Origin of the sequence: Raoultella sp. T31, from assembly GCF_002806725.1 — a bacterium.
Classification (GTDB): Bacteria; Pseudomonadota; Gammaproteobacteria; order Enterobacterales; family Enterobacteriaceae; genus Klebsiella; species Klebsiella electrica.
Map to the genome: position 1 here is coordinate 46,419 of NZ_PIBO01000024.1, position 26,460 is coordinate 72,878.

At 56.1% G+C, this 26,460-nt stretch carries 22 protein-coding genes; 14 read left to right on the plus strand and 8 right to left on the minus strand.

Features of this window, described 5'->3' with window-relative positions; translation table 11 throughout:
- Nucleotides 1–77 precede the first annotated feature (77 nt).
- From ogt to uspE, 3 genes are all read left to right on the plus strand, one after another.
- Nucleotides 78–593, plus strand: a complete 516-nt coding sequence (gene ogt / locus CWM52_RS16430; RefSeq protein WP_100685072.1) for a methylated-DNA--[protein]-cysteine S-methyltransferase — start codon at nt 78–80, stop codon at nt 591–593.
- A gap of 195 nt (nt 594–788) precedes the next feature.
- Nucleotides 789–1,541, plus strand: coding sequence for a fumarate/nitrate reduction transcriptional regulator Fnr (gene fnr, locus CWM52_RS16435; protein ID WP_004862555.1), 753 nt, complete (start codon nt 789–791; stop codon nt 1,539–1,541).
- A 138-nt stretch (nt 1,542–1,679) separates the two neighbouring features.
- Complete coding sequence (uspE, locus tag CWM52_RS16440; RefSeq protein ID WP_100685073.1) at nt 1,680–2,630, plus strand: universal stress protein UspE; 951 nt, start codon at nt 1,680–1,682, stop codon at nt 2,628–2,630.
- Between the two features lie 148 nt (nt 2,631–2,778).
- Here uspE and CWM52_RS16445 read toward each other — a convergent pair whose 3' ends face one another.
- From CWM52_RS16445 to pntA, 3 genes are all read right to left on the minus strand, one after another.
- Entirely contained in the window at nt 2,779–2,967 is a 189-nt protein-coding gene (locus CWM52_RS16445) for a YdiH family protein (RefSeq protein WP_004862559.1), read from the minus strand.
- A gap of 148 nt (nt 2,968–3,115) precedes the next feature.
- Nucleotides 3,116–4,504 (minus strand): Re/Si-specific NAD(P)(+) transhydrogenase subunit beta, encoded by a 1,389-nt coding sequence (gene pntB, locus CWM52_RS16450; protein WP_100685074.1) that lies wholly within the window; start codon nt 4,502–4,504, stop codon nt 3,116–3,118.
- A 10-nt stretch (nt 4,505–4,514) separates the two neighbouring features.
- Nucleotides 4,515–6,044: a Re/Si-specific NAD(P)(+) transhydrogenase subunit alpha gene (gene pntA / locus CWM52_RS16455; RefSeq protein ID WP_100685075.1), complete on the minus strand. Its 1,530-nt coding sequence runs from the start codon at nt 6,042–6,044 to the stop codon at nt 4,515–4,517.
- Between the two features lie 522 nt (nt 6,045–6,566).
- Between pntA and ydgH the strand changes: the two genes are divergently transcribed.
- The 3 genes from ydgH to folM all read left to right on the plus strand — a co-directional run bounded on the left by ydgH (nt 6,567) and on the right by folM (nt 9,839).
- Nucleotides 6,567–7,517 (plus strand): DUF1471 family protein YdgH, encoded by a 951-nt coding sequence (gene ydgH, locus CWM52_RS16465; RefSeq protein ID WP_100685077.1) that lies wholly within the window; start codon nt 6,567–6,569, stop codon nt 7,515–7,517.
- 177 nt (nt 7,518–7,694) lie between these two features.
- Nucleotides 7,695–9,077 carry an amino acid permease gene (locus CWM52_RS16475; protein WP_100685079.1) on the plus strand — a complete coding sequence of 461 codons (1,383 nt, stop codon included), beginning with the start codon at nt 7,695–7,697 and terminating at the stop codon, nt 9,075–9,077.
- Nucleotides 9,078–9,113: 36 nt separating this feature from the next.
- Entirely contained in the window at nt 9,114–9,839 is a 726-nt protein-coding gene (gene folM / locus CWM52_RS16480) for a dihydromonapterin reductase (protein WP_100685080.1), read from the plus strand.
- On the opposite strand, the gene CWM52_RS16485 is transcribed toward folM, so the two are convergent.
- On the minus strand, nt 9,836–10,171 hold the full coding sequence (locus tag CWM52_RS16485; protein ID WP_100685081.1) for a GlpM family protein: 336 nt from the start codon (nt 10,169–10,171) through the stop codon (nt 9,836–9,838). The genes folM and CWM52_RS16485 overlap by 4 nt on opposite strands.
- A 228-nt stretch (nt 10,172–10,399) precedes the next feature.
- Here CWM52_RS16485 and rstA point away from each other — a divergent pair, with 228 nt between their 5' ends.
- The 3 genes from rstA (at nt 10,400) to tus (ending at nt 13,732) form a co-directional block, all read left to right on the plus strand.
- Nucleotides 10,400–11,116, plus strand: a complete 717-nt coding sequence (rstA, locus tag CWM52_RS16490; RefSeq protein ID WP_100685082.1) for a two-component system response regulator RstA — start codon at nt 10,400–10,402, stop codon at nt 11,114–11,116.
- 309 nt (nt 11,117–11,425) lie between these two features.
- Nucleotides 11,426–12,727: a two-component system sensor histidine kinase RstB gene (rstB, locus tag CWM52_RS16495; protein ID WP_100685083.1), complete on the plus strand. Its 1,302-nt coding sequence runs from the start codon at nt 11,426–11,428 to the stop codon at nt 12,725–12,727.
- Nucleotides 12,728–12,799: 72 nt separating this feature from the next.
- Nucleotides 12,800–13,732, plus strand: a complete 933-nt coding sequence (gene tus / locus CWM52_RS16500; RefSeq protein WP_100685084.1) for a DNA replication terminus site-binding protein — start codon at nt 12,800–12,802, stop codon at nt 13,730–13,732.
- Here the strand turns inward: tus and fumC are convergent.
- Entirely contained in the window at nt 13,722–15,122 is a 1,401-nt protein-coding gene (gene fumC, locus CWM52_RS16505; RefSeq protein WP_100685085.1) for a class II fumarate hydratase, read from the minus strand. The genes tus and fumC overlap by 11 nt on opposite strands.
- 144 nt (nt 15,123–15,266) lie before the next feature.
- A complete protein-coding gene (gene fumA, locus CWM52_RS16510; protein ID WP_100685086.1) occupies nt 15,267–16,913 on the minus strand; it encodes a class I fumarate hydratase FumA in 1,647 nt (548 codons plus the stop codon).
- A gap of 196 nt (nt 16,914–17,109) precedes the next feature.
- Between fumA and manA the strand changes: the two genes are divergently transcribed.
- Both manA and CWM52_RS16520 read left to right on the plus strand, forming a co-directional pair.
- The gene (gene manA / locus CWM52_RS16515) at nt 17,110–18,288 is read left to right on the plus strand and encodes a mannose-6-phosphate isomerase (RefSeq protein ID WP_100685087.1); all 1,179 of its coding nucleotides are present in this window, start codon (nt 17,110–17,112) and stop codon (nt 18,286–18,288) included.
- Nucleotides 18,289–18,386: 98 nt separating this feature from the next.
- Nucleotides 18,387–19,931, plus strand: coding sequence for a YdgA family protein (locus CWM52_RS16520; protein WP_100685088.1), 1,545 nt, complete (start codon nt 18,387–18,389; stop codon nt 19,929–19,931).
- A 533-nt stretch (nt 19,932–20,464) separates the two neighbouring features.
- Here CWM52_RS16520 and CWM52_RS16525 read toward each other — a convergent pair.
- Nucleotides 20,465–21,493, minus strand: a complete 1,029-nt coding sequence (locus CWM52_RS16525; protein ID WP_100685089.1) for a Mal regulon transcriptional regulator MalI — start codon at nt 21,491–21,493, stop codon at nt 20,465–20,467.
- 173 nt (nt 21,494–21,666) lie between these two features.
- Between CWM52_RS16525 and malX the strand changes: the two genes are divergently transcribed.
- The gene (malX, locus tag CWM52_RS16530; RefSeq protein WP_100685090.1) at nt 21,667–23,259 is read left to right on the plus strand and encodes a maltose/glucose-specific PTS transporter subunit IIBC; all 1,593 of its coding nucleotides are present in this window, start codon (nt 21,667–21,669) and stop codon (nt 23,257–23,259) included.
- A 49-nt stretch (nt 23,260–23,308) separates the two neighbouring features.
- Nucleotides 23,309–24,481 (plus strand): MalY/PatB family protein, encoded by a 1,173-nt coding sequence (locus CWM52_RS16535; protein ID WP_100685091.1) that lies wholly within the window; start codon nt 23,309–23,311, stop codon nt 24,479–24,481.
- Between the two features lie 62 nt (nt 24,482–24,543).
- On the opposite strand, the gene CWM52_RS16540 is transcribed toward CWM52_RS16535, so the two are convergent.
- Entirely contained in the window at nt 24,544–25,572 is a 1,029-nt protein-coding gene (locus CWM52_RS16540) for a transporter (RefSeq protein WP_100685092.1), read from the minus strand.
- Nucleotides 25,573–26,108: 536 nt separating this feature from the next.
- Between CWM52_RS16540 and ydfZ the strand changes: the two genes are divergently transcribed.
- Nucleotides 26,109–26,312, plus strand: a complete 204-nt coding sequence (gene ydfZ, locus CWM52_RS16550) for a putative selenium delivery protein YdfZ (protein WP_100685093.1) — start codon at nt 26,109–26,111, stop codon at nt 26,310–26,312.
- The last annotated feature ends 148 nt before the right edge of the window (nt 26,313–26,460 follow it).

The window sequence follows — 26,460 nt, forward strand, 5'->3', positions numbered from 1 at the left end:
GTTGCCGGAACGGAGCGCGTGATATCTTGTCAATGTAGCGCATAATTATCTGGTTAATCAGGTAACAAGGAGAAACGATGCTGGTACTGCTGCAGGACAAAATCGACACCCCGCTGGGGCCGTTATGGATTCTATGCGACGAGCAGTTTCGCCTGCGCGCCGTCGAGTGGGACGAGCATAGCGACCGTATGACGCAACTGCTTGATCTGCACTACCGTGATGAAGGTTATCAGCGCATCGATGCCCGCAATCCCGGCGGGCTGAGTCACCAGCTTGATGCCTACTTCGCCGGCGATCTCGGCATCATCGAGACGCTGCCGACGGCAACGGCAGGCACCCCTTTTCAACGTGAAGTCTGGCAAGCCCTGCGCACCATTCCCTGCGGCCAGGTGATGCATTACGGCCAGCTGGCGGAAGCACTGGGGCGCCCAGGCGCGGCGCGCGCGGTCGGCGCGGCCAACGGCTCAAACCCAGTCAGCATAGTCGTGCCCTGCCACCGTGTTATTGGGCGAAACGGCACCATGACCGGCTATGCCGGCGGCGTGCAGCGGAAAGAGTGGTTATTGCGCCATGAGGGGTATCTGCTTCTTTAACGCTACGTGCTTTTTATCGGAAGTATCAGGCAATTTTACAATAAGGTTCAGGTGAATATTGCATTAGTTATCAATGAGATAAAAGTGGTAAAAGTTTTACCCTTTTAATATTACGTGTTTCACGGGTTCGAGGCTTACCTGCTCACCAAAAAGATGTTAAAATTGACCAATATCAATTAAGGCTTGAGCAGACTTATGATCCCGGAAAAGAGAATTATACGACGCATTCAGTCTGGCGGTTGCGCAATCCATTGTCAGGATTGCAGCATCAGTCAGCTTTGCATCCCTTTTACTCTGAACGAGCACGAGCTTGATCAGCTGGATAATATCATCGAGCGTAAAAAGCCAATCCAGAAAGGGCAAACCTTATTCAAAGCTGGTGATGAGCTGAAATCTCTGTATGCGATTCGTTCTGGTACCATCAAAAGCTATACCATTACCGAACAAGGTGACGAGCAGATTACCGGCTTCCACCTCGCGGGTGATTTGGTTGGCTTTGACGCCATCGGTACCGCGCTGCATCCAAGCTTTGCCCAGGCGCTGGAAACCTCAATGGTCTGCGAAATCCCTTTCGAAACCCTGGACGACCTTTCCGGTAAAATGCCGAATCTGCGCCAGCAGATGATGCGCCTGATGAGCGGCGAGATCAAAGGCGATCAGGATATGATCCTGCTACTTTCCAAAAAGAATGCGGAAGAGCGTCTGGCGGCCTTTATTTATAATTTGTCCCGTCGTTTCGCCCAGCGCGGGTTTTCACCTCGCGAATTCCGCCTGACGATGACCCGCGGCGATATCGGCAACTATCTCGGTCTGACCGTCGAAACCATCAGCCGCCTGCTGGGTCGTTTCCAGAAAAGCGGCATGCTGGCGGTAAAAGGCAAATACATCACCATCGAAAATAGTGACCTGCTTGCTCAGCTCGCAGGTCAGGCCCGCAACGTCGCCTGATTCCTCTTTATCCCCCGCCAGATCGCTCATTTTTTTTCTGATTTGTTGATCTGGCCAGGGTCATCCCCTGTTTCATTTCATCCATATGGGTTATCTTTTTAATTACAGACTGTAGTTACAGTTGTAAGGAGACCCTGTATGGCGAAGTATCAGAACATGCTGGTAGTAATCGACCCCAATCAGGACGACCAGCCTGCATTGCGGCGCGCGGTGTATCTACACCAACGGATTGGTGGACGCATCAAAGCCTTTTTGCCGATCTACGATTTTTCCTATGAGATGACGACCCTGCTGTCGCCCGACGAGCGAACGGCGATGCGCCAGGGCGTTATCAGCCAACGTAGCGCCTGGATCAAAGAACAGGCCCGCTTTTATATTGAGTCCGGCATTCCTATTGATATTAAGGTGGTGTGGCACAATCGCCCCTTCGAAGCCATTATTCAGGAAATCCTCAGCGACAAACACGATTTGCTGCTGAAAATGGCGCACCAGCATGACAAGCTGGAGGCCGTTATTTTCACTCCAACCGACTGGCATCTGCTGCGTAAATGTCCATGTCCGGTCTGGATGGTTAAAGATCAGCCGTGGCCGGAAGGCGGCAAGGCGCTGGTGGCCGTCAATCTCGCCAGCGAAGAAAATTACCACGACGCGTTAAACGAAAAACTGGTTAAAGAAACCCTCGAACTGGCGGACCAGGTCAACCATACCGAAGTCCATCTGGTGGGCGCCTACCCGGTAACGCCGATTAATATCGCTATCGAACTACCCGATTTTGACCCCAGTATCTACAACGATGCCATTCGCGGTCAGCATCTGCTGGCCATGAAAGCCCTGCGGCAAAAATTCGGCATTGATGAAAACCGTACCCACGTTGAAAAAGGGCTACCGGAAGAGGTCATTCCTGACCTGTCTGAACATCTGCAAGCGGGGATTGTCGTTCTGGGCACCGTCGGACGTACCGGACTGTCAGCGGCCTTTCTTGGTAATACCGCCGAGCAGGTCATCGACCATCTGCGCTGCGACCTGCTGGTTCTCAAACCTGAGCAGTACAAAACGCCGGTTGAAATGGATGACGAAGACGACGATTAATCCTCGCGGGTTGATGCGGTATAAAACATGTTCCCCTGCTTCGGCGGGGGATTTTTTTAGCGCTTTCTCGTCCGCGGTCTTCCCGGCTAGCGAAAAAACAAAGGGCCTTACGGCCCCGTCATTGACAATATAGACACAGCAACAGTTTTTAATGGATACCTAAGCGCCAGGCATGATCGATCTCTTCTTTCAGCTCGCTGGAGGAGAGCGACATCAAATCGGCAAATTCCAGCTCAAGAAGTTTGAATTTTTTCAGGTACTGCGCGGGGGTTAATGCTGTTGGGTCGCGACGCAGAAACTCGATTGCCATTTGCGCCGGGGTTAATTCGGTATCCATAATATCCTCAGAGTGATGAAAAAACAGGCTTAGTATAGCACTGCGGCCTGACGATTTTATGAGCAATTCATGACCTTGCTGTATATATAAAAAAGCCGTCTCAGCAGAGACGGCTTCAGAATCAAACATTATTTAGGATGGCAAACCATTACAACGCTTTCAGAATCGCGTCGACGCTGGCTTTCGCATCGCCAAACAGCATATGGGTGTTCTCTTTGAAGAACAGCGGGTTCTGAACACCGGCATAGCCTGTGTTCATCGAACGCTTAAAGACCACCACATTTTGCGCTTTCCACACTTCCAGCACCGGCATCCCGGCGATAGGACTCTTCGGATCGTCCTGCGCCGCCGGGTTAACGGTGTCGTTGGCGCCGATAACCAGCACGGTATCGGTATCGGTGAAATCGTCGTTGATCTCATCCATTTCCAGCACCACGTCGTACGGCACTTTCGCTTCCGCCAGCAGCACGTTCATATGCCCAGGCAAACGACCGGCAACCGGATGAATACCAAAGCGCACCTTGATGCCGCGAGCGCGCAGCCTTTCGGTGATTTCCGCCACCGGATACTGCGCCTGCGCCACCGCCATGCCGTAGCCCGGGGTGATGATCACCGAGTGCGAGTTTTTCAGCATTTCCGCGGTCTCTTCAGCGCTGATTTCGCGGTGTTCGCCCACTTCTTCATCGCTACCGGTCGAGGACCCATCGGTGCCAAAACCGCCGGCAATCACGCTGAAGAATGAGCGGTTCATCGCCTTACACATGATGTAAGACAGAATCGCACCCGACGAACCTACCAGCGCCCCGGTCACAATCAGCAGGTCGTTGCTGAGCATAAAGCCCGCCGCCGCCGCCGCCCAACCCGAGTAGGAGTTCAGCATTGAGACCACGACCGGCATATCTGCCCCGCCGATCGACGCCACCAGATGCCAGCCAAAGGCCAGCGCGATGACCGTCATCACCAGCAGCGCCAGAACCTGAGTTCCGGTGCTGTCGGTGCGAACAAAGGCTACCAGCAGCAGGAAGGAAACCACCAGCGCCGCCAGGTTCAGCTTATGGCGCTGCGGCAGCATCAGCGGTTTAGACGAAATCTTGCCACGCAATTTGCCAAAGGCCACAATCGAACCGGTGAAGGTCACCGCACCGATGAAGATGCCGAGGAATACTTCCGTCAGGTGAATATTCACCAGGATCTGTTCCATACCCGCTTCGTGATGCAGATAGCTGTTAAAGCCTACCAGCACCGCGGCCAGGCCGACAAAGCTGTGCAGTACGGCAACCAGCTCCGGCATTTCGGTCATTTCAACTTTCTTCGCCAGACGAATACCAATCGCGCCGCCGATCACCATCGCCAGGATTATCCATGCCACGTTGCCGGTATCCGGCCCGAGAATGGTCGCCAGCAGCGCGATAGCCATCCCGGCCATCCCGAACAGGTTACCCTGCTTCGAGGTTTCGTGCTTTGACAGCCCCGCAAGGCTAAAAATAAACAGAATAGCGGCAACAATGTATGCAGCTGTAACTAATCCTCCAGACATGTGCTACCCCTTAGTTCTTGCGGAACATTTTCAGCATGCGCTGAGTAACGGTGAAACCACCAAAAATATTAATGCTGGCGATCAGCACCGCGATAAAACTCAGGAAGCTGACCCAACCACCGTGGCCTATCTGCAGTAACGCTCCGACAACGATAATCCCTGAAATCGCGTTGGTCACCGACATCAGCGGCGTGTGCAGCGCATGAGAAACGTTCCATACCACGTAATAACCCACCACGCAGGAGAGCGCGAAAACGGTAAAGTGACCGAGGAACTCCTTCGGCGCCACGTTCGCCAGCCAGCCAAACAGAATAATCGCCAGCGCCATTAGCGCGTATTTGCGCCACGGAGAGGCTGGTTTTTCTGCTTCTTTCGGAGCATCAGCAGGCTTCGCCGCCGCCTGCGGCTGGGCAGAAACCTGAATCGGCGGCGCCGGCCAGGTGACTTCGCCTTCACGAACCACCGTCACGCCACGCACCACGACATCGTCAAAATCGATGGCGATATTGCCGTCTTTCTCTTTGCACAGCAGCTTCAGCAGGTTGACCAGGTTAGTCCCGTACAACTGCGAGGACTGCGTCGGCAGACGGCCCGGCAGGTCGGTATAGCCGATGACCTTCACGCCGTTGGCGGTAGTCACCACTTCGCCAGGCACGGTGTACTCACAGTTGCCACCGTTCTGCGATGCCAGGTCGACCACCACGCTGCCCGCGGTCATCGAGTCGACCATTTCGCGGGTAATCAGCTTCGGCGCCGGTTTACCCGGGATCAGGGCCGTGGTGACGATGATGTCCACCTCTTTGGCCTGCGCGGCAAACAGCGCCATTTCAGCTTTGATAAAGGCTTCGGACATCACTTTGGCATAGCCGTCGCCGCTGCCCGCTTCTTCTTTAAAGTCCAGTTCCAGAAACTCGGCGCCCATACTCTGCACCTGCTCTTTCACTTCTGGACGCGTATCGAACGCACGGACAATCGCGCCGAGGCTGTTCGCCGCGCCGATAGCCGCGAGTCCGGCGACACCGGCGCCAATAACCATGACCTTCGCCGGCGGGACTTTCCCGGCAGCAGTGATCTGGCCGGTAAAGAAGCGGCCAAATTCGTGAGCCGCTTCCACAATCGCACGATAGCCGGCAATGTTGGCCATCGAGCTGAGCGCATCCAGCGACTGGGCGCGGGAAATACGCGGCACCGAATCCATCGCCATCACGTTGATGTCGCGAGCCGCTAATTTCTGCATCAGCTCAGGATTTTGCGCCGGCCAGATAAAGCTCACCAGCGTAGTGCCCGGATTGAGTAATGCAATTTCATGTTCTTCCGGTGCGTTCACCTTCAGAATAATGGATGACTGCCAGACTTCAGCGGTGTCTACAACTTCAGCACCCGCCTGGACAAAGGCTTCGTCATCGAAACTTGCCAGATGACCCGCGCCGCTTTCAACGGCAACGGTAAACCCGAGTTTTAGCAGCTGCTCCACCGTTTTCGGCGTGGCAGAGACGCGGGTTTCATTGGCAAACCGTTCTTTTGGTACCCCGATACGCATAGTTTTCCCTTCCATCGGTTTTTGATGATGGTTGTTCTTTTCTTACAGACGACGGTTAAGCGGCAAAACATGCCGTTTCTTTGCCATTGACTGAAAAAATGAAACAGTAACAAACTTTTTATAACCTACTGAAAATAGCGATTGTGATCTACTGCGATAAAACAGAAATTTTGATTTTATTGGTAAAACGCATCGTGAACCGTGTCAGGCAGCAATATTTACCTTAAATTCATGTCCAGACCTGATAAATCGCTTAACTGATGCTGTTATACGCCATTAATCGCCAGCAAGAACACACCATTAACATTATGTTAACTTATAAAAGTGGTATTAATTATCAATTTTGCTGGTCAAGCGGCTGTTTTTTCAACATATCAGAAATTGTTATATTATTGTGATGCACGTTTCGGGCGGTAAGCAAAAAATGACGCAGACAGTCACGCCTTTTAAATGCAATAATCGAGCGTTATCAGTCAACAACAATACCAGTACATGGTTTGCGCAAGGCAAAGGATTATTTTTATGAAGCTTAAGAACTCACTCCTGGCGTCTGCTCTCCTGGCTACGACAGCGTTGTCAGCCCATGCAGCGACCGAGCTGACTCCGGAGCAGGCGGCGGCGCTAAAACCCTACGATCGTGTCGTGATCACGGGCCGTTTTACTGCCATCGGCGATGCGGTAAAAGCCATGTCCCGCAAAGCGGACAAAGATGGCGCTGCCTCATTTTATGTTGTCGACACTTCTGATTATGGCAACAGCGGCAACTGGCGCGTAACGGCGGATTTGTATAAAAACAATGCCCCGCAGGCGGATGCCCCGAAAAATCGCGTCATTAATGGCGTCATGGAATTGCCTAAGGATCAGGCCGTCGAGCTTGAGCCTTTTGATACCGTGACCGTGCAGGGCTTTTATCGCAGCCAGCCGGAAGTGAATGATGCGATCACCAAAGCGGCGAAAGCCAAAGGCGCCGCCTCCTTCTTTATCGTTCGTCAGGTTGATGCCAACCAGGGCGGCAACCAGCGTATCACTGCCTATATCTATAAAGCCGATGCGAAAAAACGCGTTCTGCAGAGCCCGGACGCGATCCCGGCCGACTCTGAAGCCGGGCGCGCAGCGCTGGCTGAAGGCGGTAGCGCCGCGAAAAACGTCGAAATTCCAGGCGTTGCCACCAGCGCAGCGGTCGGTTCCGGTACCGGCGTAGGTCGTTTCTTCGAAACGCAGTCATCAAAAGGCGGACGTTACACCGTCACGCTGCCGGATGGCACCAAAATCGAAGAAGTGAACAAGATAACCGCCGCCCAGATGGTGCCGTTTGACAGCATCAAGTTCACCGGTAATTACGGCAACATGACCGAGATTTCGTACCAGACCGCCAAGCGCGCGGCGAAGAAAGGGGCGAAGTACTACCACATTACCCGCCAGTGGCAGGAACGTGGCGGCAACATCACCATCAGCGCAGACCTGTATAAATAATCGCGTCGACCTGGGCAAAAAGGCGGCATTTTGCCGCCTTTTTGTTTTTTTTCATCCGCCGCCATTGCATGCACCCAAGACACTCCGTAAAATCCCGCGCCTTAGCGTAATCCTCCATTTTTATGCGATTTCGCCAAATAAATATTCTTGATTCACCGCCGTCACCCCGAGAATACAATGGAAAAGAAACTGGGCCTCAGCGCCTTGACCGCACTGGTACTGAGCTCAATGCTGGGCGCAGGTGTGTTCAGCCTGCCGCAAAATATGGCGGCCGTCGCCAGCCCTGCGGCTCTGCTGATTGGCTGGGCGATCACCGGCGTCGGGATTTTATTCCTCGCCTTCGCTATGCTGCTGTTGACCCGTATTCGCGCCGATCTTGACGGCGGTATCTTCACCTATGCCCGCGAAGGCTTCGGCGAGGTCGTCGGTTTTTGCTCGGCCTGGGGCTACTGGCTGTGCGCGGTGATCGCCAACGTCTCTTATCTGGTGATTGTCTTTGCCGCGCTCAGCTTCTTTACCGACACTCCGGACGCCGTTATTTTCGGTAGCGGTAATACCTGGCAGGCCATCGTAGGCGCTTCGCTGCTGCTGTGGATCGTGCACTTTCTGGTCCTGCGCGGCGTCCAGACCGCCGCAGGCATTAACCTGGTCGCCACCCTGGCGAAGCTGATCCCGCTCGGCGCCTTTATTCTTCTCGCCGTTATCGCCTTTCGTCTGGAGAGGTTCCGCCTTGATTTTAGCGGCCTGGCGCTCGGCGTACCGGTCTGGGAACAGGTGAAGAACACCATGCTGATCACCCTGTGGGTATTTATCGGTGTGGAAGGCGCGGTCGTGGTTTCCGCGCGTGCGCGCAATAAACAGGATGTCGGCCGCGCGACGCTGCTGGCGGTCCTTTCGGCGCTGACGGTATATCTGCTGGTGACTCTGCTCTCGTTAGGCGTGGTCGCCCGTCCGGAGCTGGCCGAAATGCGTAATCCGTCGATGGCCGGTCTGATGGTGAAGATGATGGGCTCATGGGGCGAAGTGGTCATCGCTGCCGGGCTGATTATTTCCGTGTGCGGCGCCTACCTGAGCTGGACCATTATGGCGGCAGAAGTCCCGTGGCTCGCCGCGACGCATAAAGCATTTCCGCGCCGCTTCGCCCGGCAGAATAAAAACAACGCCCCGTCGGCCTCGCTGTGGTTAACCAATATCAGCGTTCAGGTATCGCTGGTGCTGATCTGGCTGACCAGGTCTGACTACAATACGTTACTGACCATCGCCTCCGAGATGATTCTGGTGCCCTATTTCCTCGTGGGCGCCTTCCTGCTGAAGATTGCGGTACGTCCGCTGCATAAGGCGGTCGGTGTCGGCGCATGTCTTTATGGCTTATGGTTATTATATGCGTCTGGCCCTGTGCATTTATTGTTGTCAGTGATACTTTACGCTCCGGGTCTTCTGGTGTTCCTGTACGCTCGCCGTACGCACCAGCACGATCGCATGCTCAAACGCCGTGAATTAGCCTTAATTGGTTTTTTGCTGGTTGCCGCTATACCGGCAACGTGGATGCTGGTGGGGTAAGCGGTCGCCCTGCTGCTGAACTCAAAGGAGATACCCATGACTGTCCGACAGCCTCGCCCGATACTTATCACCGGTGGAGGCCGCCGCATCGGCCTTGCGCTGGCGCACCATTTTCTGGAGCAGCAGCAGCCTGTTATCGTCAGCTATCGCACGCACTACCCGGCCATTGACGCGCTGCGCGACGCCGGAGCCATCTGTCTTGCCGCCGATTTTAGTACCGATGACCAGATAATGGCCTTCGCCGAAGCGGTCAAACTCCACGCCGCCGACGGGCTGCGCGCTATCATTCATAACGCCAGCGGCTGGATGGCTGAAAAGCCGGGCGTTCCGCTCACCACGGTGCTGGCCAGCATGATGCAGATCCACGTTCATGCCCCCTATTTGCTCAACCATGCGCTGGAAACGCTCCTGCGCGGGCACGGGCACGCTGCCAGCGACATTATTCATATCACTGACTATGTCGTTGAACGCGGCAGCGATAAACATATTGCCTATGCGGCCAGTAAAGCCGCGCTGGATAATATGACCCGCTCATTTGCCCGCAAGCTGGCGCCGGAGATTAAGGTTAACGCCATTGCCCCTTCGCTAATTATGTTTAACGAGGGCGACGACGCTGAATATCGCCAGCAGGCGCTGGATAAATCGCTCATGAAAAGCGTGGCGGGCGAAAAAGAGATTATCGACCTGCTCGATTATCTGTTCTCCAGCCGGTTCGTTACGGGCCGCTCTTTTGCCGTGGATGGCGGCAGACACCTGCGTTAGTGGCAGCGGCTCCAGACGAGGATCAGCAGCCAGGCACACAGCCCCCAGCCGCCAACTGCGCCCGCCAGTGCCCACGGCAGGCGCATCATGCCGATAAAGTACCAGAGCAACAGCAGATAGATAAAATAGGGAATGATTGACCACATCCCGAAGATTATCGTGGTTCGCAGCGCCTCAATCCCGCGCTCGTTGGCCACAATATAATGTGCAATCAGGGCGAAGGTCGGAAATAACGGAATTAAACCGGCAATATAATAATTTTTGCTTTTAGACAGTATACCGATAAGTACCACGACCAGCGCTCCGAGCAGCCCTTTAATCAACAACCCCATTCCTTTAGCCTTAACATTTAAACAACAAGTTGATGTAGCATAACGGAAGTACATATATTCACAATATCATTCACATCGCCCCCTCCCGAGCCTGGTTAACCCGCCGGGCGCCCAACGCGCGAAGCGAACGCCGGGACAGTGTGAAGGATGACGTCTTTTTTATAAAAGAGTAATGGCAGGTAGCCTGGCGGCGGTGTATGTTAATTCTTTTTCCAGTACAAGTAAGATATGAATAAGATCGTTTTTGTTGAGGATGATCCGGAAGTTGGCGCTCTGATCGCCGCTTATCTCGGAAAGCACGATATGGAAGTGGTGGTTGAGCCGCGAGGTGACCGGGCTGAAGAGGTTATCGCGCGGGAGAAACCCGACCTGGTGTTGCTGGATATTATGTTGCCAGGCAAAGACGGCATGACGCTATGCCGCGATCTGCGCGGCCAGTGGCAAGGTCCGATTGTGTTGCTCACCTCGCTTGACAGCGATATGAACCATATTTTGTCGCTGGAAATGGGCGCCAGCGATTACATTCTGAAGACCACGCCGCCTGCCGTATTACTGGCGCGCCTGCGCCTGCATTTACGCCAGCACGTCGCCACTCCCGTGGCCCATACCCCGACATCGCTTACGCCGCATAAATCGATTGCATTCGGTTCCCTGCTCATCGACCCGGTTAACCGTCAGGTGCTGCTCGGTGGCGAGAGCGTGGCGCTGTCAACGGCTGATTTTGAGCTGTTATGGGAACTGGCCACCCACGCCGGACAGATTATGGATCGTGATGCGCTGCTGAAAAACCTGCGCGGCGTCAGTTACGATGGGATGGATCGCAGCGTGGATGTGGCGATATCACGCCTGCGCAAAAAACTGCTCGACAGCGCGACCGAGCCCTATCGCATCAAGACGGTGCGCAATAAAGGGTATCTGTTCGCTCCTCACGCCTGGGACAATTAACGTCCCTGCGGCCGTAACCACGACAAAACCACCTGCGGGTGGTTTTTGCTGGCGTCTCCTGGCGCCTGCCATCGGCAGGCGCACTGACGATTCCCGACAATTCGCTGCCGCTTCCCCGACGCGCGCCGGACGCCTCTTCGTGCTATGCCGCTATCACGACCCGTTTTACGCTCGGGCAGCCATATTAGCGAGTTAAACCGCTGGATGCGGAGCACGGCCGGTGAATCGGGCGGGCGAATATCGGCCTGCCGGTAGCGCTCATGAACGGAAAAGCGATATAGTTAACCGTCTATATTTCGGTGGTATTTTATGAAAAAGCTGTTTGTGCAGTTTTACCTTCTGCTGTTCGTCTGCTTCCTGGTGATGACCATGCTGGTGGGGCTGGTGTATAAATTCACCGCCGAACGTGCGGGTCGGCAATCGCTGGACGATCTGATGAAAAGCTCACTGTATCTGATGCGTAGCGAGCTGCGGGAAACCCCGCCCCGCGACTGGAGCAAAACGCTAAAGGAGCTGGATCTTAATCTGTCATTCGATCTGCATATTGAGCCGCTGAGTAAATATAAGCTCTCAGAAAACTCGATGCAGCATCTGCGCGCCGGGGATATTGTCGCCCTCGATGATGAGTACACCTTTATTCAACGTATCCCGCGCAGCCACTACGTTCTGTCGGTAGGCCCCGTCCCCTATCTCTATTTCCTCCATGAGATGCGTTTGCTGGATGTCTCCCTGATGGCTTTCATCGCCATTTCGCTGGCCTTTCCGGTGTTTATCTGGATGCGTCCCCACTGGCAGGATATGTTGCGCCTTGAGACCGCGGCCCAGCGCTTTGGCGAGGGGCATTTTACCGAACGCATTCATTTCGACAGTATGTCCAGCTTTGAACGTCTGGGCGTGGCCTTTAACCAGATGGCCGACAATATCAACGCCCTGATCGCCAGCAAGAAACTGCTGATCGACGGGATTGCCCACGAGCTGCGTACGCCGCTGGTGCGTCTGCGCTATCGTCTGGAGATGAGTGAAAACCTGACCGACGCGGAATCCCAGGCGCTGAACCGCGATATTGGTCAGCTGGAAGCCTTAATCGAGGAGCTGTTGACCTACGCCCGCCTGGACCGTCCGCAGAACGAACTTCATCTGACGACGCCTGATTTCCCCGCCTGGATAGCGGCGCACGTTGAAGAGATTCAGATGGTTAATCCCCAACGCGATGTGGCGTTACATGAGGTGGTCGCCGGGGATTACGGCGCGCTTGATATGCGTCTGATGGAACGCGTGCTGGATAATCTCGTCAACAACGCGTTGCGCTACAGCAACCAGCGGATTCAGGTCAGCCTGACGCTACAGGGTTCGCGAGCAACCTTACAGGTTGAAGATGACGGCCCGGGCATCGACCCGGAGGAACGCGAGCGGGTGTTTGAGCCCTTTGTCCGTCTCGATCCTAGCCGTGACCGGGCCACCGGCGGCTGCGGGCTTGGGCTGGCGATTGTTCACAGTATCGCCCAGGCCATGTCTGGCGAGGTGAGCTGCGGTGCCAGTTCTCTGGGCGGCGCTCGCTTTTGTTTTAGCTGGCCAGTCTATCATCAGTTGCCCAATTTGAGCGCTGCCTGACCCCACTTGCGCAGGTGCTTCGGCCTGCGTATAGTTAAAATCAAACAGTATGTTGTAACTAAGGTGGGCACTATGGCCAGCTATGACCTCGTTGAACGTCTGAATGATACCTTTCGCCAGCTGGAGCGAGAGCTCCAGCTGCTCCAGCAACGCCTGCGCGCCTGCCGATTGCTGGCCGCCCGGGTGTTTGAACTGCCGGCGGTCAGTAAAGAGGCGGAACACGACCCGCTGGAGACCATTGAGGTGGTCCAGCACATCGGTCAACCGGCGCTGGAGATGGCGCTCAGGCACTACAGCCATCTGTTCATTCAGCAACAATCGGAAAGCCGCAGCAGCAAGGCGGCGGTCCGCCTCCCCGGCGCTATCTGTCTGCAAACCGCTGGCGAGGAGCAGTCGGCGTTACTGCAGAACATTTCCCACATTAACGCGCTGAAAGCCACTTTCGAAAAAATTGTCACCGTCGATTCCGGCCTGCCCACCGCGGCGCGTTTTGAATGGGTCCACCGTCATCTGCCGGGGCTTATCACCCTCAGCGCCTATCGCACCTTGACGGTGCTATGCGACCCGAGCACCATTCGCTTCGGCTGGGCTAATAAGCATGTGATTAAAAATCTCACTCGTGATGAGGTGCTGCTGCAGCTGGAAAAAAGCCTGCAATCGCCGCGCGCGGTACCGCCGTGGACGCGCGAGCAGTGGCAAAGCAAACTGGAGCGAGAGTATCAGGATATCGCCGCTCTGCCGCAGCGGGCAAAGCTTAAGATCAAGCGGCCGGTGAAGGTCCAGCCTATTGCCCGCGTCTGGTACGCCGGTGAGCAGAAACAGGTGCAGTACGCCTGCCCTGGCCCGCTTATCACGCTGATATCCGGCACGCAGGGGGGAAGCGTGCCGGATATCGGCGAGTTGCTGAACTACGATGCGGATAATGTGCAGTATCGCTATAAGCCGCAGGCGCAATCGCTCAGGCTGCTGATCCCGCGCCTGCATCTGTGGCTGGCTAACGAGTAGTCATACTGCCCACCATCTCTTGCGGACGCACCCAGCTGTCAAATTCGGCCTCCGTCAGATAGCCCAGCGCTAACGCGGAGGCTTTCAGGGTCAGCCCCTCCTTATGCGCCTTTTTGGCAATTTCCGCCGCTTTGTCATAGCCAATATGGGTATTCAGCGCCGTGACCAGCATCAGAGACTCATTGAGCAACTGGGCGATGCGCTCGCGGTTCGGTTCAATACCGGTCGCGCAGTGCTCATTAAAACTCTCCATCCCGTCCGCCAGCAGGCGCACCGATTGCAGGAAATTATGAATCACCATTGGACGATAGACGTTGAGTTCGAAGTTGCCGGATGCCCCGCCGATATTGACCGCCACATCATTGCCCATGACCTGGCAGCACAGCATCGTCAGCGCTTCGCACTGCGTGGGGTTAACCTTGCCAGGCATAATTGACGAGCCGGGTTCATTTTCCGGAATGGCGATTTCACCAATCCCGCAACGCGGGCCGCAAGCCAGCCAGCGCACATCGTTGGCAATCTTCATTAACGAGGCCGCCAGCCCCTTCAGCGCCCCGTGGGCGTGGACCAGCGCATCGCAGGTCGCCAGGGCCTCAAACTTGTTTGGCGCAGTGACGAACGGCTGACCGCTGAGGGTCGCCAGTTCCGCCGCCACCCGCACGGCATATTCAGGATGGGTGTTCAGACCGGTGCCAACGGCGGTACCGCCCAACGCCAGCTCGCTCAGGTGCGGCAGGCTCAGTTCAAGGTGGCGCAGATTATGTTCCAGCATCGCCACCCAGCCGGAGAACTCCTGTCCCAGCGTTAACGGCGTCGCATCCTGCAGGTGCGTGCGGCCAATTTTAACGATGTCGTTGAAGGCAGCCGCTTTGTCGCTCAACGTCTGTTTCAGCACCGTGAGCCGGGGGATGAGCGCTTCGCGCAGCGCGATAATCGCCGCGACATGCATCGCGGTCGGGAAGACGTCGTTAGAACTCTGGCTCTTATTCACGTCATCATTAGGATGAACTTTGCGCTCCATGCCGCGCACGCCGCCCAGCAGTTCACTGGCGCGGTTGGCCAACACCTCGTTCATGTTCATGTTGCTTTGCGTGCCGGAGCCGGTCTGCCAGATAGCCAGCGGAAATTCATCGGGATGGTTGCCGGCCAGCACTTCATCGGCAGCCTGAATAATCGCCCCGGCCTTCTCTGCCGCCAGTAATCCCAGATCCTGGTTAACCTTCGCCGCCGCCCGTTTGGTCAGCGCCAGCGCATAAATCAGTTCGCCCGGCATTTTTTCCGTCGAGATGCGGAAATGTTCCAGCGAACGCTGGGTCTGCGCGCCCCATAGCTTATCGGCGGGCACCTCGATAGCGCCCATAGAGTCTTTTTCACTGCGATGCGTTGTCATTACTTTCTCCTTGAATACAAAGTACGTAATTACGACAAAGCTCACCTGCTATAAAGGGTTAAGTATTGGTCAAATTTTTAAGGTTATATTGTTCGTTCGTGCCGCTAAACGACATAAAAAAACCGCCCCGGAGGGCGGCTTCGATTATTTCACACAGCGTGTGCACTGCGAGGACTGAATCTGCTGGAAGAAGTCGTTACCTTTGTCATCCACCAGAATGAAGGCCGGGAAATCTTCCACTTCGATTTTCCAGATAGCCTCCATCCCCAGTTCCGGATACGCCACGCACTCCAGGCTGCGGATACTCTGCTGCGCCAGCACCGCTGCCGGGCCACCGATGCTGCCGAGATAGAATCCGCCGTGTTTATGGCAGGCGTCGGTCACCTGCTGGCTGCGGTTGCCTTTCGCCAGCATCACCATACTCGCGCCGTGGGACTGCAGCAGATCGACATAGGAGTCCATACGTCCGGCGGTGGTCGGGCCGAGCGAACCGGAGGCGTAACCTTCCGGCGTTTTCGCCGGACCGGCGTAGTAGATCGGGTGATCTTTCACGTACTGCGGCAGCGTTTCGCCGTTATCCAGCAGCTCTTTCAGCTTCGCGTGAGCGATATCGCGCGCCACGATAATGGTGCCGCTGAGCGACAGCCGGGTCGATACCGGGTACTGCGACAGCAGGGCCAGAATCTCGCTCATCGGCTGATTGAGATTCACCTTCACCGCCTCACCCTCACCGGCCTGACGCAGCGACTCCGGAATGTATTTGCCCGGGTTGCTTTCCAGCTTCTCCAGCCAGATCCCTTCCCGGTTGATTTTGGCCTTGATATTGCGGTCAGCGGAACAGGAGACGCCCATCCCCACCGGGCAGGAGGCCCCGTGGCGCGGCAGACGCACTACGCGGATATCGTGGGCAAAGTATTTGCCGCCGAACTGCGCGCCGAGGCCAAGATTCTGCGCTTCCAGCAGCAGTTCCTGCTCCAGCTGAATATCGCGGAACGCCTGACCATGTTCATTACCTTCGGTCGGCAGGCCGTCATAATATTTGGTCGAAGCCAGCTTGACGGTTTTCAGCGTTGATTCCGCCGAGGTGCCGCCAATCACGAAGGCGATATGGTACGGCGGGCAGGCTGCGGTGCCGAGAGTGCGCATCTTCTCAACCAGGTAGCTTTTCAGCTTCGCCGGGGTAATCAGCGCTTTGGTTTCCTGATACAGATAGGTCTTGTTGGCCGAACCGCCGCCCTTGGCGATACAGAGGAATTTGTATTCGTCGCCGTCGGTGGCATAAAGATCGATCTGCGCCGGTAGGTTCGTCCCGGTGTTGACCTCTTTATACATATCCAGGGCCGCGTTTTGCGAGTAGCGCAGATTGTCCTGGATATAGGTGTTATACACCCCTTGCGCCAGCGCCGCTTCATCGCCGCCGCCGGTCCACACGCGCTGGCCCTTTTTACCGGTGATGATTGCGGTACCGGTATCCTGGCAGGTCGGCAAAATGCCTTTGGCCGCGATATCGGAGTTGCGCAGGAACTGCAGAGCGACGTATTTGTCGTTTTCGCTGGCTTGCGGGTCGTTAAGGATATCGGCGACCTGCTGCTGGTGCGCCGGGCGCAACATGAAGGAAGCATCGTGGAAAGCGTGTTGCGCCAGAAGGGTCAGCGCCTGAGGTTCAACCTTCAGGACTTCCTGGCCGGCAAATTCGGCGACGGAGACGTAGTCACGACTGAGGAGATAATACTCGGTGTCATCCTTTTTAAGGGGAAAAGGATCCTGATAAACAAACGGTTTATTCGACATTGTGCTCTCACTTACTGCTGGGCTGATTATATTTCAGGCAGACACTCCATTTGCCTGTAGAAAAGCGAGTCGATCAATTTTACACAAAATTTTAACAAAAACTGAGACAGGGACGACTTTTTCTTTCAGCAGTTGCTTCCTGGCGGTTTGCTGGTTTAATAGAGCGATAATTATCATGTAGCAACAGGGATTGAGAATGCAAAAGCTCATTAACTCAGTACAGAACTATGCCTGGGGAAGCCACACCGCATTAACCGAACTTTATGGTATCGCCAACCCGGACAACCTGCCAATGGCGGAGCTGTGGATGGGCGCGCACCCGAAGAGTAGCTCGCAAATTCTCGACGCTGACGGTCGCCCGCGCGCGCTGCGCCAGATCATTGACGGCGACAAGTCCGCGCTGCTCGGCGACAAGGTTGCGCAGCGTTTCGGCGAACTGCCGTTCCTGTTTAAAGTGCTGTGCGCCGCCCAGCCGCTCTCTATTCAGGTTCACCCGAACAAGCAGGCCTCGGAAATTGGTTTCGCCAAAGAGAATGCTGCCGGTATTCCGCTGGACGCCCCCGAGCGTAATTATAAAGACCCGAACCACAAGCCGGAGCTGGTCTTTGCGCTGACGCCATTCCTGGCGATGAACGCGTTCCGCGAGTTTTCCGCAATCGTTGCCCTGCTGCAACCCGTCGCCAGCGCGAATCCCGCAATAGGCGAGTTCCTTCGCCAGCCGGACGCGGAACACTTAAGCCAGCTGTTTGCCGGACTGTTGAATATGCAGGGTGAGGAAAAAACCCACGCGCTGAGCGTACTGCGGGCAGCGCTGGATAGCGAACAAGGCGAACCGTGGCAGACCATCCGCCTGATCGCCGAATTCTATCCCGACGACAGCGGCCTGTTTTCTCCGCTGCTGCTTAATGTGGTGAAGCTGAATCCCGGCGAGGCGATGTTCCTGTTCGCCGAAACGCCGCATGCCTACCTGCAAGGGGTGGCGCTGGAGGTGATGGCCAACTCCGATAACGTTCTGCGTGCCGGCCTGACGCCGAAATATATCGATATTCCTGAGCTGGTTGCCAACGTCAAGTTTGTCGCCAAACCGGCCGACGAGCTGCTGACTCAGCCGGTGCAACACCAGGCGGAGCTGGATTTCCCGATTCCGGTCGATGATTTCGCCTTCTCCCTGCACGATCTCTCGGCACAGGAATCCCCCCTCGCGCAGCAGAGCGCGGCCATCATCTTCTGCGTGGAAGGCGAAGCGGTTCTGCGTAAGGGGGAACAGCGTCTGCCTCTGAAAGCGGGCGAGTCGGCCTTTATTGGCTGTAACGAGTCGCCGGTACAGGTCAGCGGCAGCGGTCGTCTGGCGCGCGTCTTTAATAAGCTCAAGTAAGTTACTGAACTTTTTAGTCGCGCTTGCTAGACTTTCCCTCATCATGACAACATCACCAGGCGGCCCGATCCGCCTGGTTTTATTTATGGACAAATGCTATGAAGAAATCGCTGGTCGCAGCAGGAATTATCGTGGCGCTGGGCGTCATCTGGACAGGTGGCGCCTGGTATACAGGGAAACAGCTGGAAAACCGCCTCGCCGAAGTCGTGCAACAGGTCAATGCGCAGCTACAGCGCAGCGCGCCGGAAGCAGGCGTCGAACTGTCATGGCAAAACTACCAGCGCGGCGTGTTCAGTAGCCGCCTGCAGTTGGTGGTGAAGCCGGTTGCCGGTAAAGAGAACAGCTGGCTGGCTGCCGGGCAGTCACTGGTGTTTGATGAAGGGGTCGATCACGGCCCCTTCCCGCTAGCCGCGCTGAAATCCGGCCAGCTTGCCCCGGCGTTGGCGTCCATCAAAACCACGCTGGTCAATAACGATGCCAGCAAAGGGCTGTTTGATATCGCCAAAGGCGAATCACCGTTTACCATCAATACCCGCATTGCCTATAGCGGCGACAGCCGGTCGGCTATCGTTCTGAAACCGCTGGATTACGCGAAAGGCGATGAGAAAGTTGCCTTCAGCGGCGGTCAGTTCCAGCTCGATGCGGATGCTCTAGGCAAAGCCGTGAGTCTGAGTGGCGAAGCGAGCAGCGGCCAGATCAACGCGCTCAATGAATACAACCAGAAAGTCCAGTTGAACTTCAATAACCTGAAAACCGACGGCGCCACCGAGATGACCGACTTCAATGAGCGTATCGGTAAGCAAAAAATCTCTCTGGATAAACTGTCGATTGGCGTTGAAGGGAAAGAGCTGGCCCTGCTGGAAGGCATGAACATCGATGGTCAGTCTTCGCTGACCGCAGACGGTAAAGGGATTAACAGCCAGCTGGATTACACCGTCAACAGCCTGAAGCTGCAAAACCAGGATATCGGCAGCGGTAAGCTGACCGTCAAGCTGGCGAATCTGGATGGTCAGGCCTGGCATCAGTTCAGCCAGCAGTACAATGCCGAAGCCCAGGCGCTGATGGCGAATCCGCAGCTGACGCAAAATCCTGAGCTGTATCAGCAGGCGCTGACGGAAACCTTCTTTAAAGCGCTGCCGATTCTGCTGAAGGGCAATCCGTCACTGACTATCGCTCCGCTGAGCTGGCGTAATGCCAAAGGGGAAAGCACCTTTAATATGTCCGTTCTGCTAAAAGATCCTGCGCAGACCACCGCTGAGCCGCAAACGCTGGCGGATGAAGTGGATCGCAGCATCAAGTCGCTCGACAGCAAGCTGGTCATTCCGGTCGATATGGCCACCGCCTTTATGACTCAGATTGCCGGCCTCGAAGGCTACCGGCCAGAAGATGCGGCGAAACTGGCAGACCAGCAGGTGAAAGGTCTGGCCGCCATGGGACAGATGTTCCGCATTACCACGATGGACGACAACGCGATTACCTCCAGTCTGCAATATGCCGAGGGTCAGGTCACTCTGAACGGGCAGAAAATGCCGCTGGACGAGTTCGCGGGAATGTTTGGCTTCACTCTGCCGGCAGCCCCTGGCGGCGAGCCGCAGGAAACCCTGCCTGAAGAAGTGGCACCGCCGGTCGCACCGCAGCCGTAACATCACACAGGCCCGGTAAGGCGCAGCCGCCACCGGGCAAATATGCGGGAACCATAGTTAACATCTGAGCCCCTTTCAAGGGGTTCAGTTTGCCTGCCAGCGCCCGGCGGCGCTTCGCTTGCGCGGGCCTACGGCAACGTGGCAACCGCTCAAATCACACGGGCCAGGTAAGACAGCCGCCACCGGCAAGCAGGCGGGAACCATAGTTAACATCCGAGCCCCTTTCGAGGGGCTCAGTTTGCCTGCTAACGCCCGGCGGCGCTTCGCTTGCGCGGGCCTACGGCAACGCGGCAACCGCTCAAATCACACAGGCCTGGTAAGACAGCCGCCACCGGCAAGCAGGCGGGAACCATAGTTAACATCTGAGCCCCTTTCGAGGGGCTCCGTTTGCCTGTTAACGCCCGGCGGCGCTTCGCTTGCGCGGGCCTACGGCAACGTGGCAACCGCTAACATCACACAGGCCCGGGAAGGCGCAGCCGCCGCCGGGCAAATATGCGGGAACCATAGTTAACATCCGGGCCCCTTTCGAGGGGCTATTTTCGGGTCACCAGCCGCGGGGGCATAATTTGATTTCTCGCGCTCATCGGCCCCTTCTCCAGACGGCGTAGAATACATTCCGCCAGGCTTTGACCCATCTCGCGCGCAGGCGTGGTGACCCAGGTCAACGGCACATCGTCCAGCGCGCTTTCCGGGACTTCGGCAAAGGCCGCCAGCGCCACGCGCTGTTCAAAATAGCTCTCCACGCTGTCTTCACCGCTCTGGCGCCCCGCTCGCATCAGGCCAAACCACGCGCCGGTGGCAATCACGTTGTTGTAGCACAGCACGGCGGTAATGGTCGGGTTCTGGCGCAGCAGCGAGGCCATCGCTTCGGCCGCCAGCTTTTGGCTGGATTCGCACTCCACGACCCATTCACTGTGAAACGGCAGACCGTATTTGAGCAGCGTCGCGCAGTATCCGCCCACCCGCTCCGCACGCGTCAACGAAGCGCTTTGTCCTCCAAGCCAGGCAATACGCTGGTGTCCGCGGCGGATCAGGTGCTCGGTGACTATCTGCGCGGCCTGCATATTATCCGGACGGATAAGGTCGATATCATCGAGGTAGCTGGCGCGGGAGGCAAACACCAACGGCATGCCGACCTCTGCGGCGCGATCGCGCAGTTCGCTGCCTTTGTCGATAGCGCCAGCGATAATCACCCCGTCTACGCCCTGCGAAATCAGGGTTTCAAAGCGCTGACGCATTTTTTCCCCGCCATAGCCGCCCTGGGTAAGAAAGACCATTTTGCCCTCGGACTCAAGCGCATCGGTCAGCCCGGCGGTGAGCTCGGCATAAAACGGTTTGGAGAGGTCGCTGACGATAAGACCAATCACGCCGCTCTGCCCGCCGCGCAGCGAAGCCGCCTGGCGGTTACGCACAAAACCCAGTTGCTCAATCGCCTGATTGACGCGATCGCCGGTGGCCGACGATATCCGGCCTTTGCCGCTCAGCACCAGTGACACCGTACTCACCGAGACTCCGGCCACCTGCGCAACGTCGTTAATGGTGATCTTTTTTGCGATAGCCATAGCTGCAACCGTCTCCCTGTGGCGGTCGATAAAACGTTTTATCAATGAGTTACCTTTATAAACGTTATTATCGCCTGATTATGTGATTTTTATCGCACTAAAAAGTGATAAAACGTTTTATCTTGCCGTAGCGTTATACCCTACCCACCACTGAAAAATCAGGATTCGTGTTAATGACGGCAAAAACGACACCAAAAATTACCTTGTGGGAGTTTTTCCAGCAGTTAGGAAAAACGTTTATGTTGCCCGTGGCATTGCTTTCTTTTTGCGGGATCATGCTGGGGATCGGCAGCTCTTTAAGCAGCCACGATGTGCTCACCCTGCTGCCATGGCTCGATATTCCGCTGCTGCAGGCCGTGTTTGTCTGGATGAGCAAAGTCGGCTCCTTCGCCTTTAGCTTCCTGCCGGTGATGTTCTGTATTGCGATTCCGCTGGGGCTGGCGCGCGAAAATAAAGGCGTGGCGGCCTTCGCCGGCTTCGTCGGCTATGCGGTCATGAACCTGGCGGTGAACTTCTGGCTCACCGCGAAAGGGATCCTGCCCACGACCGATGCCGCGGTGCTGAAAGCCAACAATATCCAGAACATCATCGGTATTCAGTCGATCGATACCGGGATCCTTGGGGCGGTGATCGCCGGGATCATTGTCTGGATGCTGCACGAGCGTTTTCATAATATCCGCCTGCCCGACGCATTGGCCTTCTTTGGCGGTACGCGTTTTGTGCCGATTATCACCACCGTGGTGCTCGGACTGGTCGGCCTGGTTATCCCCCTCGTCTGGCCGGTCTTTGCCATGGGGATCAACGCGCTCGGTCACGTGATTAACAGCGCCGGCGACTTTGGACCGATGATCTTCGGTACCGGCGAACGTTTACTGCTGCCGTTCGGCCTGCACCACATTCTGGTGGCGCTGATTCGCTTTACCGAAGCGGGCGGGACCATGGATGTGTGCGGCCATACCGTCAGCGGTGCGCTGACTATCTTCCAGGCGCAGCTGAGCTGCCCGGAAACCCACGGCTTCTCAGAAAGCGCCACCCGCTTCCTGTCGCAGGGTAAAATGCCGGCATTCCTCGGCGGCCTGCCGGGTGGGGCGCTGGCAATGTATCACTGCGCACGGCCGGAAAACCGTCATAAAATTAAAGGTCTGCTGATCTCCGGCGTGATCGCCTGCGTTGTCGGCGGCACCACTGAACCGCTGGAGTTCCTGTTCCTGTTCGTCGCCCCGGTTCTGTATGTTATTCACGCTCTGCTGACCGGCCTCGGCTTCACCATTATGGCGGTGCTGGGCGTCACTATCGGCAACACCGACGGGAACATCATTGACTTCGTGGTTTTTGGCATTCTGCACGGTCTGTCAACCAAATGGTATCTGGTACCAGTGGTTGCCGCTATCTGGTTTGCGGTGTATTACGGCATCTTCCGTTTCGCTATCACCCGCTTCAACCTGAAAACGCCGGGCCGCGATATCGACACCCAGACCGCCTTTGACAAAGCCGTGGCTGGCGTCAGCGGGAAATCCGGTTACAACGTACCGGCAATTCTGGCCGCGCTGGGCGGGGCCGATAATATCGTCTCCCTGGATAACTGTATTACCCGCCTGCGTCTGTCGGTACACGACATGAGCAAAGTGGATAGCGCCGCGCTGAAAGCCAACCGCGCCATCGGCGTGGTGCAGTTGAATCAGCATAACCTGCAGGTCGTTATCGGCCCTCAGGTTCAGTCGGTGAAAGATGAAATGGCCGTCCTGATGAATACCGTCCAGGCATAAACGTCCGCCCCCTCCTGACCCGGAGGGGGCTTTGATGAAGGAAGTGTCAATGTTTGATTTTGCAACGCCTGTCGATCGCCACGGCACCTGGTGTACGCAATGGGACTATGTAGCCGATCGCTTCGGCGCCGCCGACCTGCTCCCCTTTACTATCTCCGATATGGATTTCGCCACCGCCCCCTGCATTCTTGATGCCGTCAGCAAGCGCCTGGCGCACGGCGTATTCGGCTACAGCCGCTGGAAAAACGATGAGTTCCTTGGCGCGGTCGCCCACTGGTACGCCAGCCGTTTTCACACCCCCGTGAGTCGCGATGCGATCGTCTATGGCCCGTCGGTCATTTACATGGTGGCAGAGATGATTCGCCAGTGGTCTGACGAAGGCGACGGCGTGGTTGTCCATACACCGGCCTACGATGCTTTTTATAACACCATCGCAGGAAACCGGCGTCGCGTTGCGCCGGTCCCGCTGAGCTATCGGGATAACCAGTGGCATTGCGATATGGCGCAGCTTGAACGTACGCTGGCGGAGCCGCGCAACACGCTGCTGCTGCTGTGCAGCCCGCATAACCCGACCGGAAAAGTGTGGCGCCGTGAGGAGCTGGAGACCATGGCTATGCTGTGCGAAAAGCACGGCGTGAAGGTCATCAGCGATGAGATTCATATGGATATGGTCTGGGGCGAACATCGTCATACGCCGTGGTGCGATGTCGCTCGCGGGCCGTGGGCGTTGTTCACTTCCGGCTCAAAAAGCTTCAATATTCCCGCGTTTACCGGCGCTTACGGCCTGATTGATGATGTCGCATCCCGCGAAGCTTATCTGACGGCGCTGAAGGGGCGCGATGGACTCTCATCGCCCTCGGTACCGGCGCTGGTCGCCCATATTGCCGCCTACCGTGAAGGCGCCCCGTGGCTCGACGCGCTTCGGGCCTATTTGCAGGACAACATGCGCTATCTTGCTCAGGCGCTCAATCAGGCCTTCCCGCAGCTGAACTGGCAGCCGCCGCAGGCCACCTATCTCGCCTGGATCGATCTGCGCCCGCTCGGCGTGGACGACCGCGCGCTGCAAAAAGCGCTCATCGAGGTGCAGAAGGTCGCCATAATGCCCGGGTATACCTACGGCGAAGCCGGCGTCGGTTTTGTGCGCCTCAATGCCGGCTGCCCCCGGGAGAAGCTGGAAAGAGGCGTCAACGGATTGCTTGCCGCACTGCGCGATTTAACGTAGGCGTTCCGCACAGCCCCGGCGGTGTTAAACGCCGCGGGCACAGCCCGAACGGGGCCCCCGACTCACAAATCGTCCCGTCGCCGAAAGGCCAGATATCCGGCCCCAAGGGTAAATCCGCCGACCAGCAGCACCAGCAGGATAAACCCGTGATGGTTGGTCGAGAGCGGGATCCCCCCGACGTTCATGCCGAAGAACCCCGCCACAATATTGATAGGTAGCGCCAGCACGGTAATGACCGTCAAGGTATATAGCGTGCGGTTGCTTTTTTCCATTTGCCGGGCGCTGATCTCTTCCTGCAGCAGGCTGATACGCTCGGTCAGCCCGGAGAGATCGTTGAGCACTACGGTAAACTCCTCGGTGAACTGGCGAAACTCCTGAACCACGGAGCGGTCGATCCACGCTGGCGGACGGTTGAGGAGTCGAAACATCGCCGCCGGTTCCGGGGCCAACAGCCGCTGAAAGCGCAGGAGCATCCGCCGCAGGCGCGCCAGGTCGGCACGGTTGCGCTGGACATGATTGGTGAGCAGCCGCTCTTCGATGTCATCGACGTGGCGACTTGCCTGGCGCACCACCTGTTCCAGCACTTCCTCCTGATCTTCAAGCAGAAAGGCCAGCAGCGCGGTGGAAGAAGTCACGTTTAATGTCGCCAGCCGCGGCAGCATCCATTCAATAAAGCGCAGCGGTTTATAGCGCGCGGTCACCACCAGCTTCTGACTGCAGTACAGCCACAGCGTCGAGGTTTCTGCGGTGGTCTCTTTGGGATGAAAAATGACGTCGTTCAGCACGGCAAACAAATTGTCGCCCTGCCGCTCAATGCGGGTGGTATGAGAGCCGTCGCGGATCTCTTCAAAGAAAAAATCGGCAACCGGGAAATGAGTCAGCAGCCACTTCTCGGCGGTTGCGTGGTTGAGATTGAGATGCAGCCAGACGAAATCATTTTCGCCGTCCAGCTCGTGAAAGCGGGAACACACTTGCTGAGAGGTGATTTGCAGCGGCTGATGCCCTTCCCGAAAAATAAAACCGTACACCAACCCGGAGACTTCCATATCAAAATCGGGCTTTAACATCTTTCCTGTGACATCTTGACTCATATATCCCTCAGGATTTTATTGCATACTGTTCTGACCCGAATAAAGTCATCTTTCGCTATTTTTCAGAGCCTGGCAAGGTTAATGATTTGTTCATCAAACGGCAACCTGACTGACATCTGTGTTTTATAATTCCAGCGCGGTCACCCGTAACATTTTATCCTGTCTGAGGTTGAGAGGACGGTTCCTGATGAGCGATAACAGCAGCTCACTACGCGTTGCGCCGGGCACTGGCCCGCGAGTCGTCCGGTCAAAGATTTAGCAAAAGAACAGTAAAAAAACGGTTCTTTTTTTTGTCTTTTTATTAGCTATCGGCATCGCATTTTCCGGCGTGAGCTTATTTAACGATGTGGCCCGTTCAGGAACGGTATATACCAGCTGCCGCGCGCAATAGCCCTGTTCTCACCCGTCGCTCTGACGGATGAGAACAGGTAAAAACGGGCATGATTTTGATAAAGCTCAAAAAAATTCACCGGAAAAAGGTGTATTAAAAAAGCCGCTAACCATCCCGTTCAGCGACGTGATAAGAGGAGGAAACCATGAAAACTTACGATCGTAACCGTAACGCTATCTCAACAGGCAGCAGGGTTATGGTGGCAGGAAATGGCGTGACGGGCGTCATTAAGGCTATCCACGGCGAAGGTAAAACGGCGGAACAATTACGCCGCGCTGACTGCGTGGAAATAGACGGTTGCGAAGGGTTATATTGCCCAGTGAACCTTATTCGGCTGGGCTTTCATTAATTGCCTCCCGATGCAGAGTCATCGCCCTGCTGAAAAGGATAAAGGCCGCCGCGGTGCTGAGGGATCCCCATAAAATCAGCGCTAGTAGACCAATACCATTTTCTGGTAGGTCTTTGCGAGGTGGTTGAGAACAGCGTCCAGTGCTGTT

Coding starts and splice junctions, on each gene's coding strand:
- ogt (WP_100685072.1), top strand. CDS start 78: ATGCTGGTACTGCTGCAGGACAAAATCGACACCCCGCTGGGGCCGTTA.
- fnr (WP_004862555.1), top strand. CDS start 789: ATGATCCCGGAAAAGAGAATTATACGACGCATTCAGTCTGGCGGTTGC.
- uspE (WP_100685073.1), top strand. CDS start 1,680: ATGGCGAAGTATCAGAACATGCTGGTAGTAATCGACCCCAATCAGGAC.
- CWM52_RS16445 (WP_004862559.1), bottom strand. CDS start 2,967: ATGGATACCGAATTAACCCCGGCGCAAATGGCAATCGAGTTTCTGCGT.
- pntB (WP_100685074.1), bottom strand. CDS start 4,504: ATGTCTGGAGGATTAGTTACAGCTGCATACATTGTTGCCGCTATTCTG.
- pntA (WP_100685075.1), bottom strand. CDS start 6,044: ATGCGTATCGGGGTACCAAAAGAACGGTTTGCCAATGAAACCCGCGTC.
- ydgH (WP_100685077.1), top strand. CDS start 6,567: ATGAAGCTTAAGAACTCACTCCTGGCGTCTGCTCTCCTGGCTACGACA.
- CWM52_RS16475 (WP_100685079.1), top strand. CDS start 7,695: ATGGAAAAGAAACTGGGCCTCAGCGCCTTGACCGCACTGGTACTGAGC.
- folM (WP_100685080.1), top strand. CDS start 9,114: ATGACTGTCCGACAGCCTCGCCCGATACTTATCACCGGTGGAGGCCGC.
- CWM52_RS16485 (WP_100685081.1), bottom strand. CDS start 10,171: ATGGGGTTGTTGATTAAAGGGCTGCTCGGAGCGCTGGTCGTGGTACTT.
- rstA (WP_100685082.1), top strand. CDS start 10,400: ATGAATAAGATCGTTTTTGTTGAGGATGATCCGGAAGTTGGCGCTCTG.
- rstB (WP_100685083.1), top strand. CDS start 11,426: ATGAAAAAGCTGTTTGTGCAGTTTTACCTTCTGCTGTTCGTCTGCTTC.
- tus (WP_100685084.1), top strand. CDS start 12,800: ATGGCCAGCTATGACCTCGTTGAACGTCTGAATGATACCTTTCGCCAG.
- fumC (WP_100685085.1), bottom strand. CDS start 15,122: ATGACAACGCATCGCAGTGAAAAAGACTCTATGGGCGCTATCGAGGTG.
- fumA (WP_100685086.1), bottom strand. CDS start 16,913: ATGTCGAATAAACCGTTTGTTTATCAGGATCCTTTTCCCCTTAAAAAG.
- manA (WP_100685087.1), top strand. CDS start 17,110: ATGCAAAAGCTCATTAACTCAGTACAGAACTATGCCTGGGGAAGCCAC.
- CWM52_RS16520 (WP_100685088.1), top strand. CDS start 18,387: ATGAAGAAATCGCTGGTCGCAGCAGGAATTATCGTGGCGCTGGGCGTC.
- CWM52_RS16525 (WP_100685089.1), bottom strand. CDS start 21,493: ATGGCTATCGCAAAAAAGATCACCATTAACGACGTTGCGCAGGTGGCC.
- malX (WP_100685090.1), top strand. CDS start 21,667: ATGACGGCAAAAACGACACCAAAAATTACCTTGTGGGAGTTTTTCCAG.
- CWM52_RS16535 (WP_100685091.1), top strand. CDS start 23,309: ATGTTTGATTTTGCAACGCCTGTCGATCGCCACGGCACCTGGTGTACG.
- CWM52_RS16540 (WP_100685092.1), bottom strand. CDS start 25,572: ATGAGTCAAGATGTCACAGGAAAGATGTTAAAGCCCGATTTTGATATG.
- ydfZ (WP_100685093.1), top strand. CDS start 26,109: ATGAAAACTTACGATCGTAACCGTAACGCTATCTCAACAGGCAGCAGG.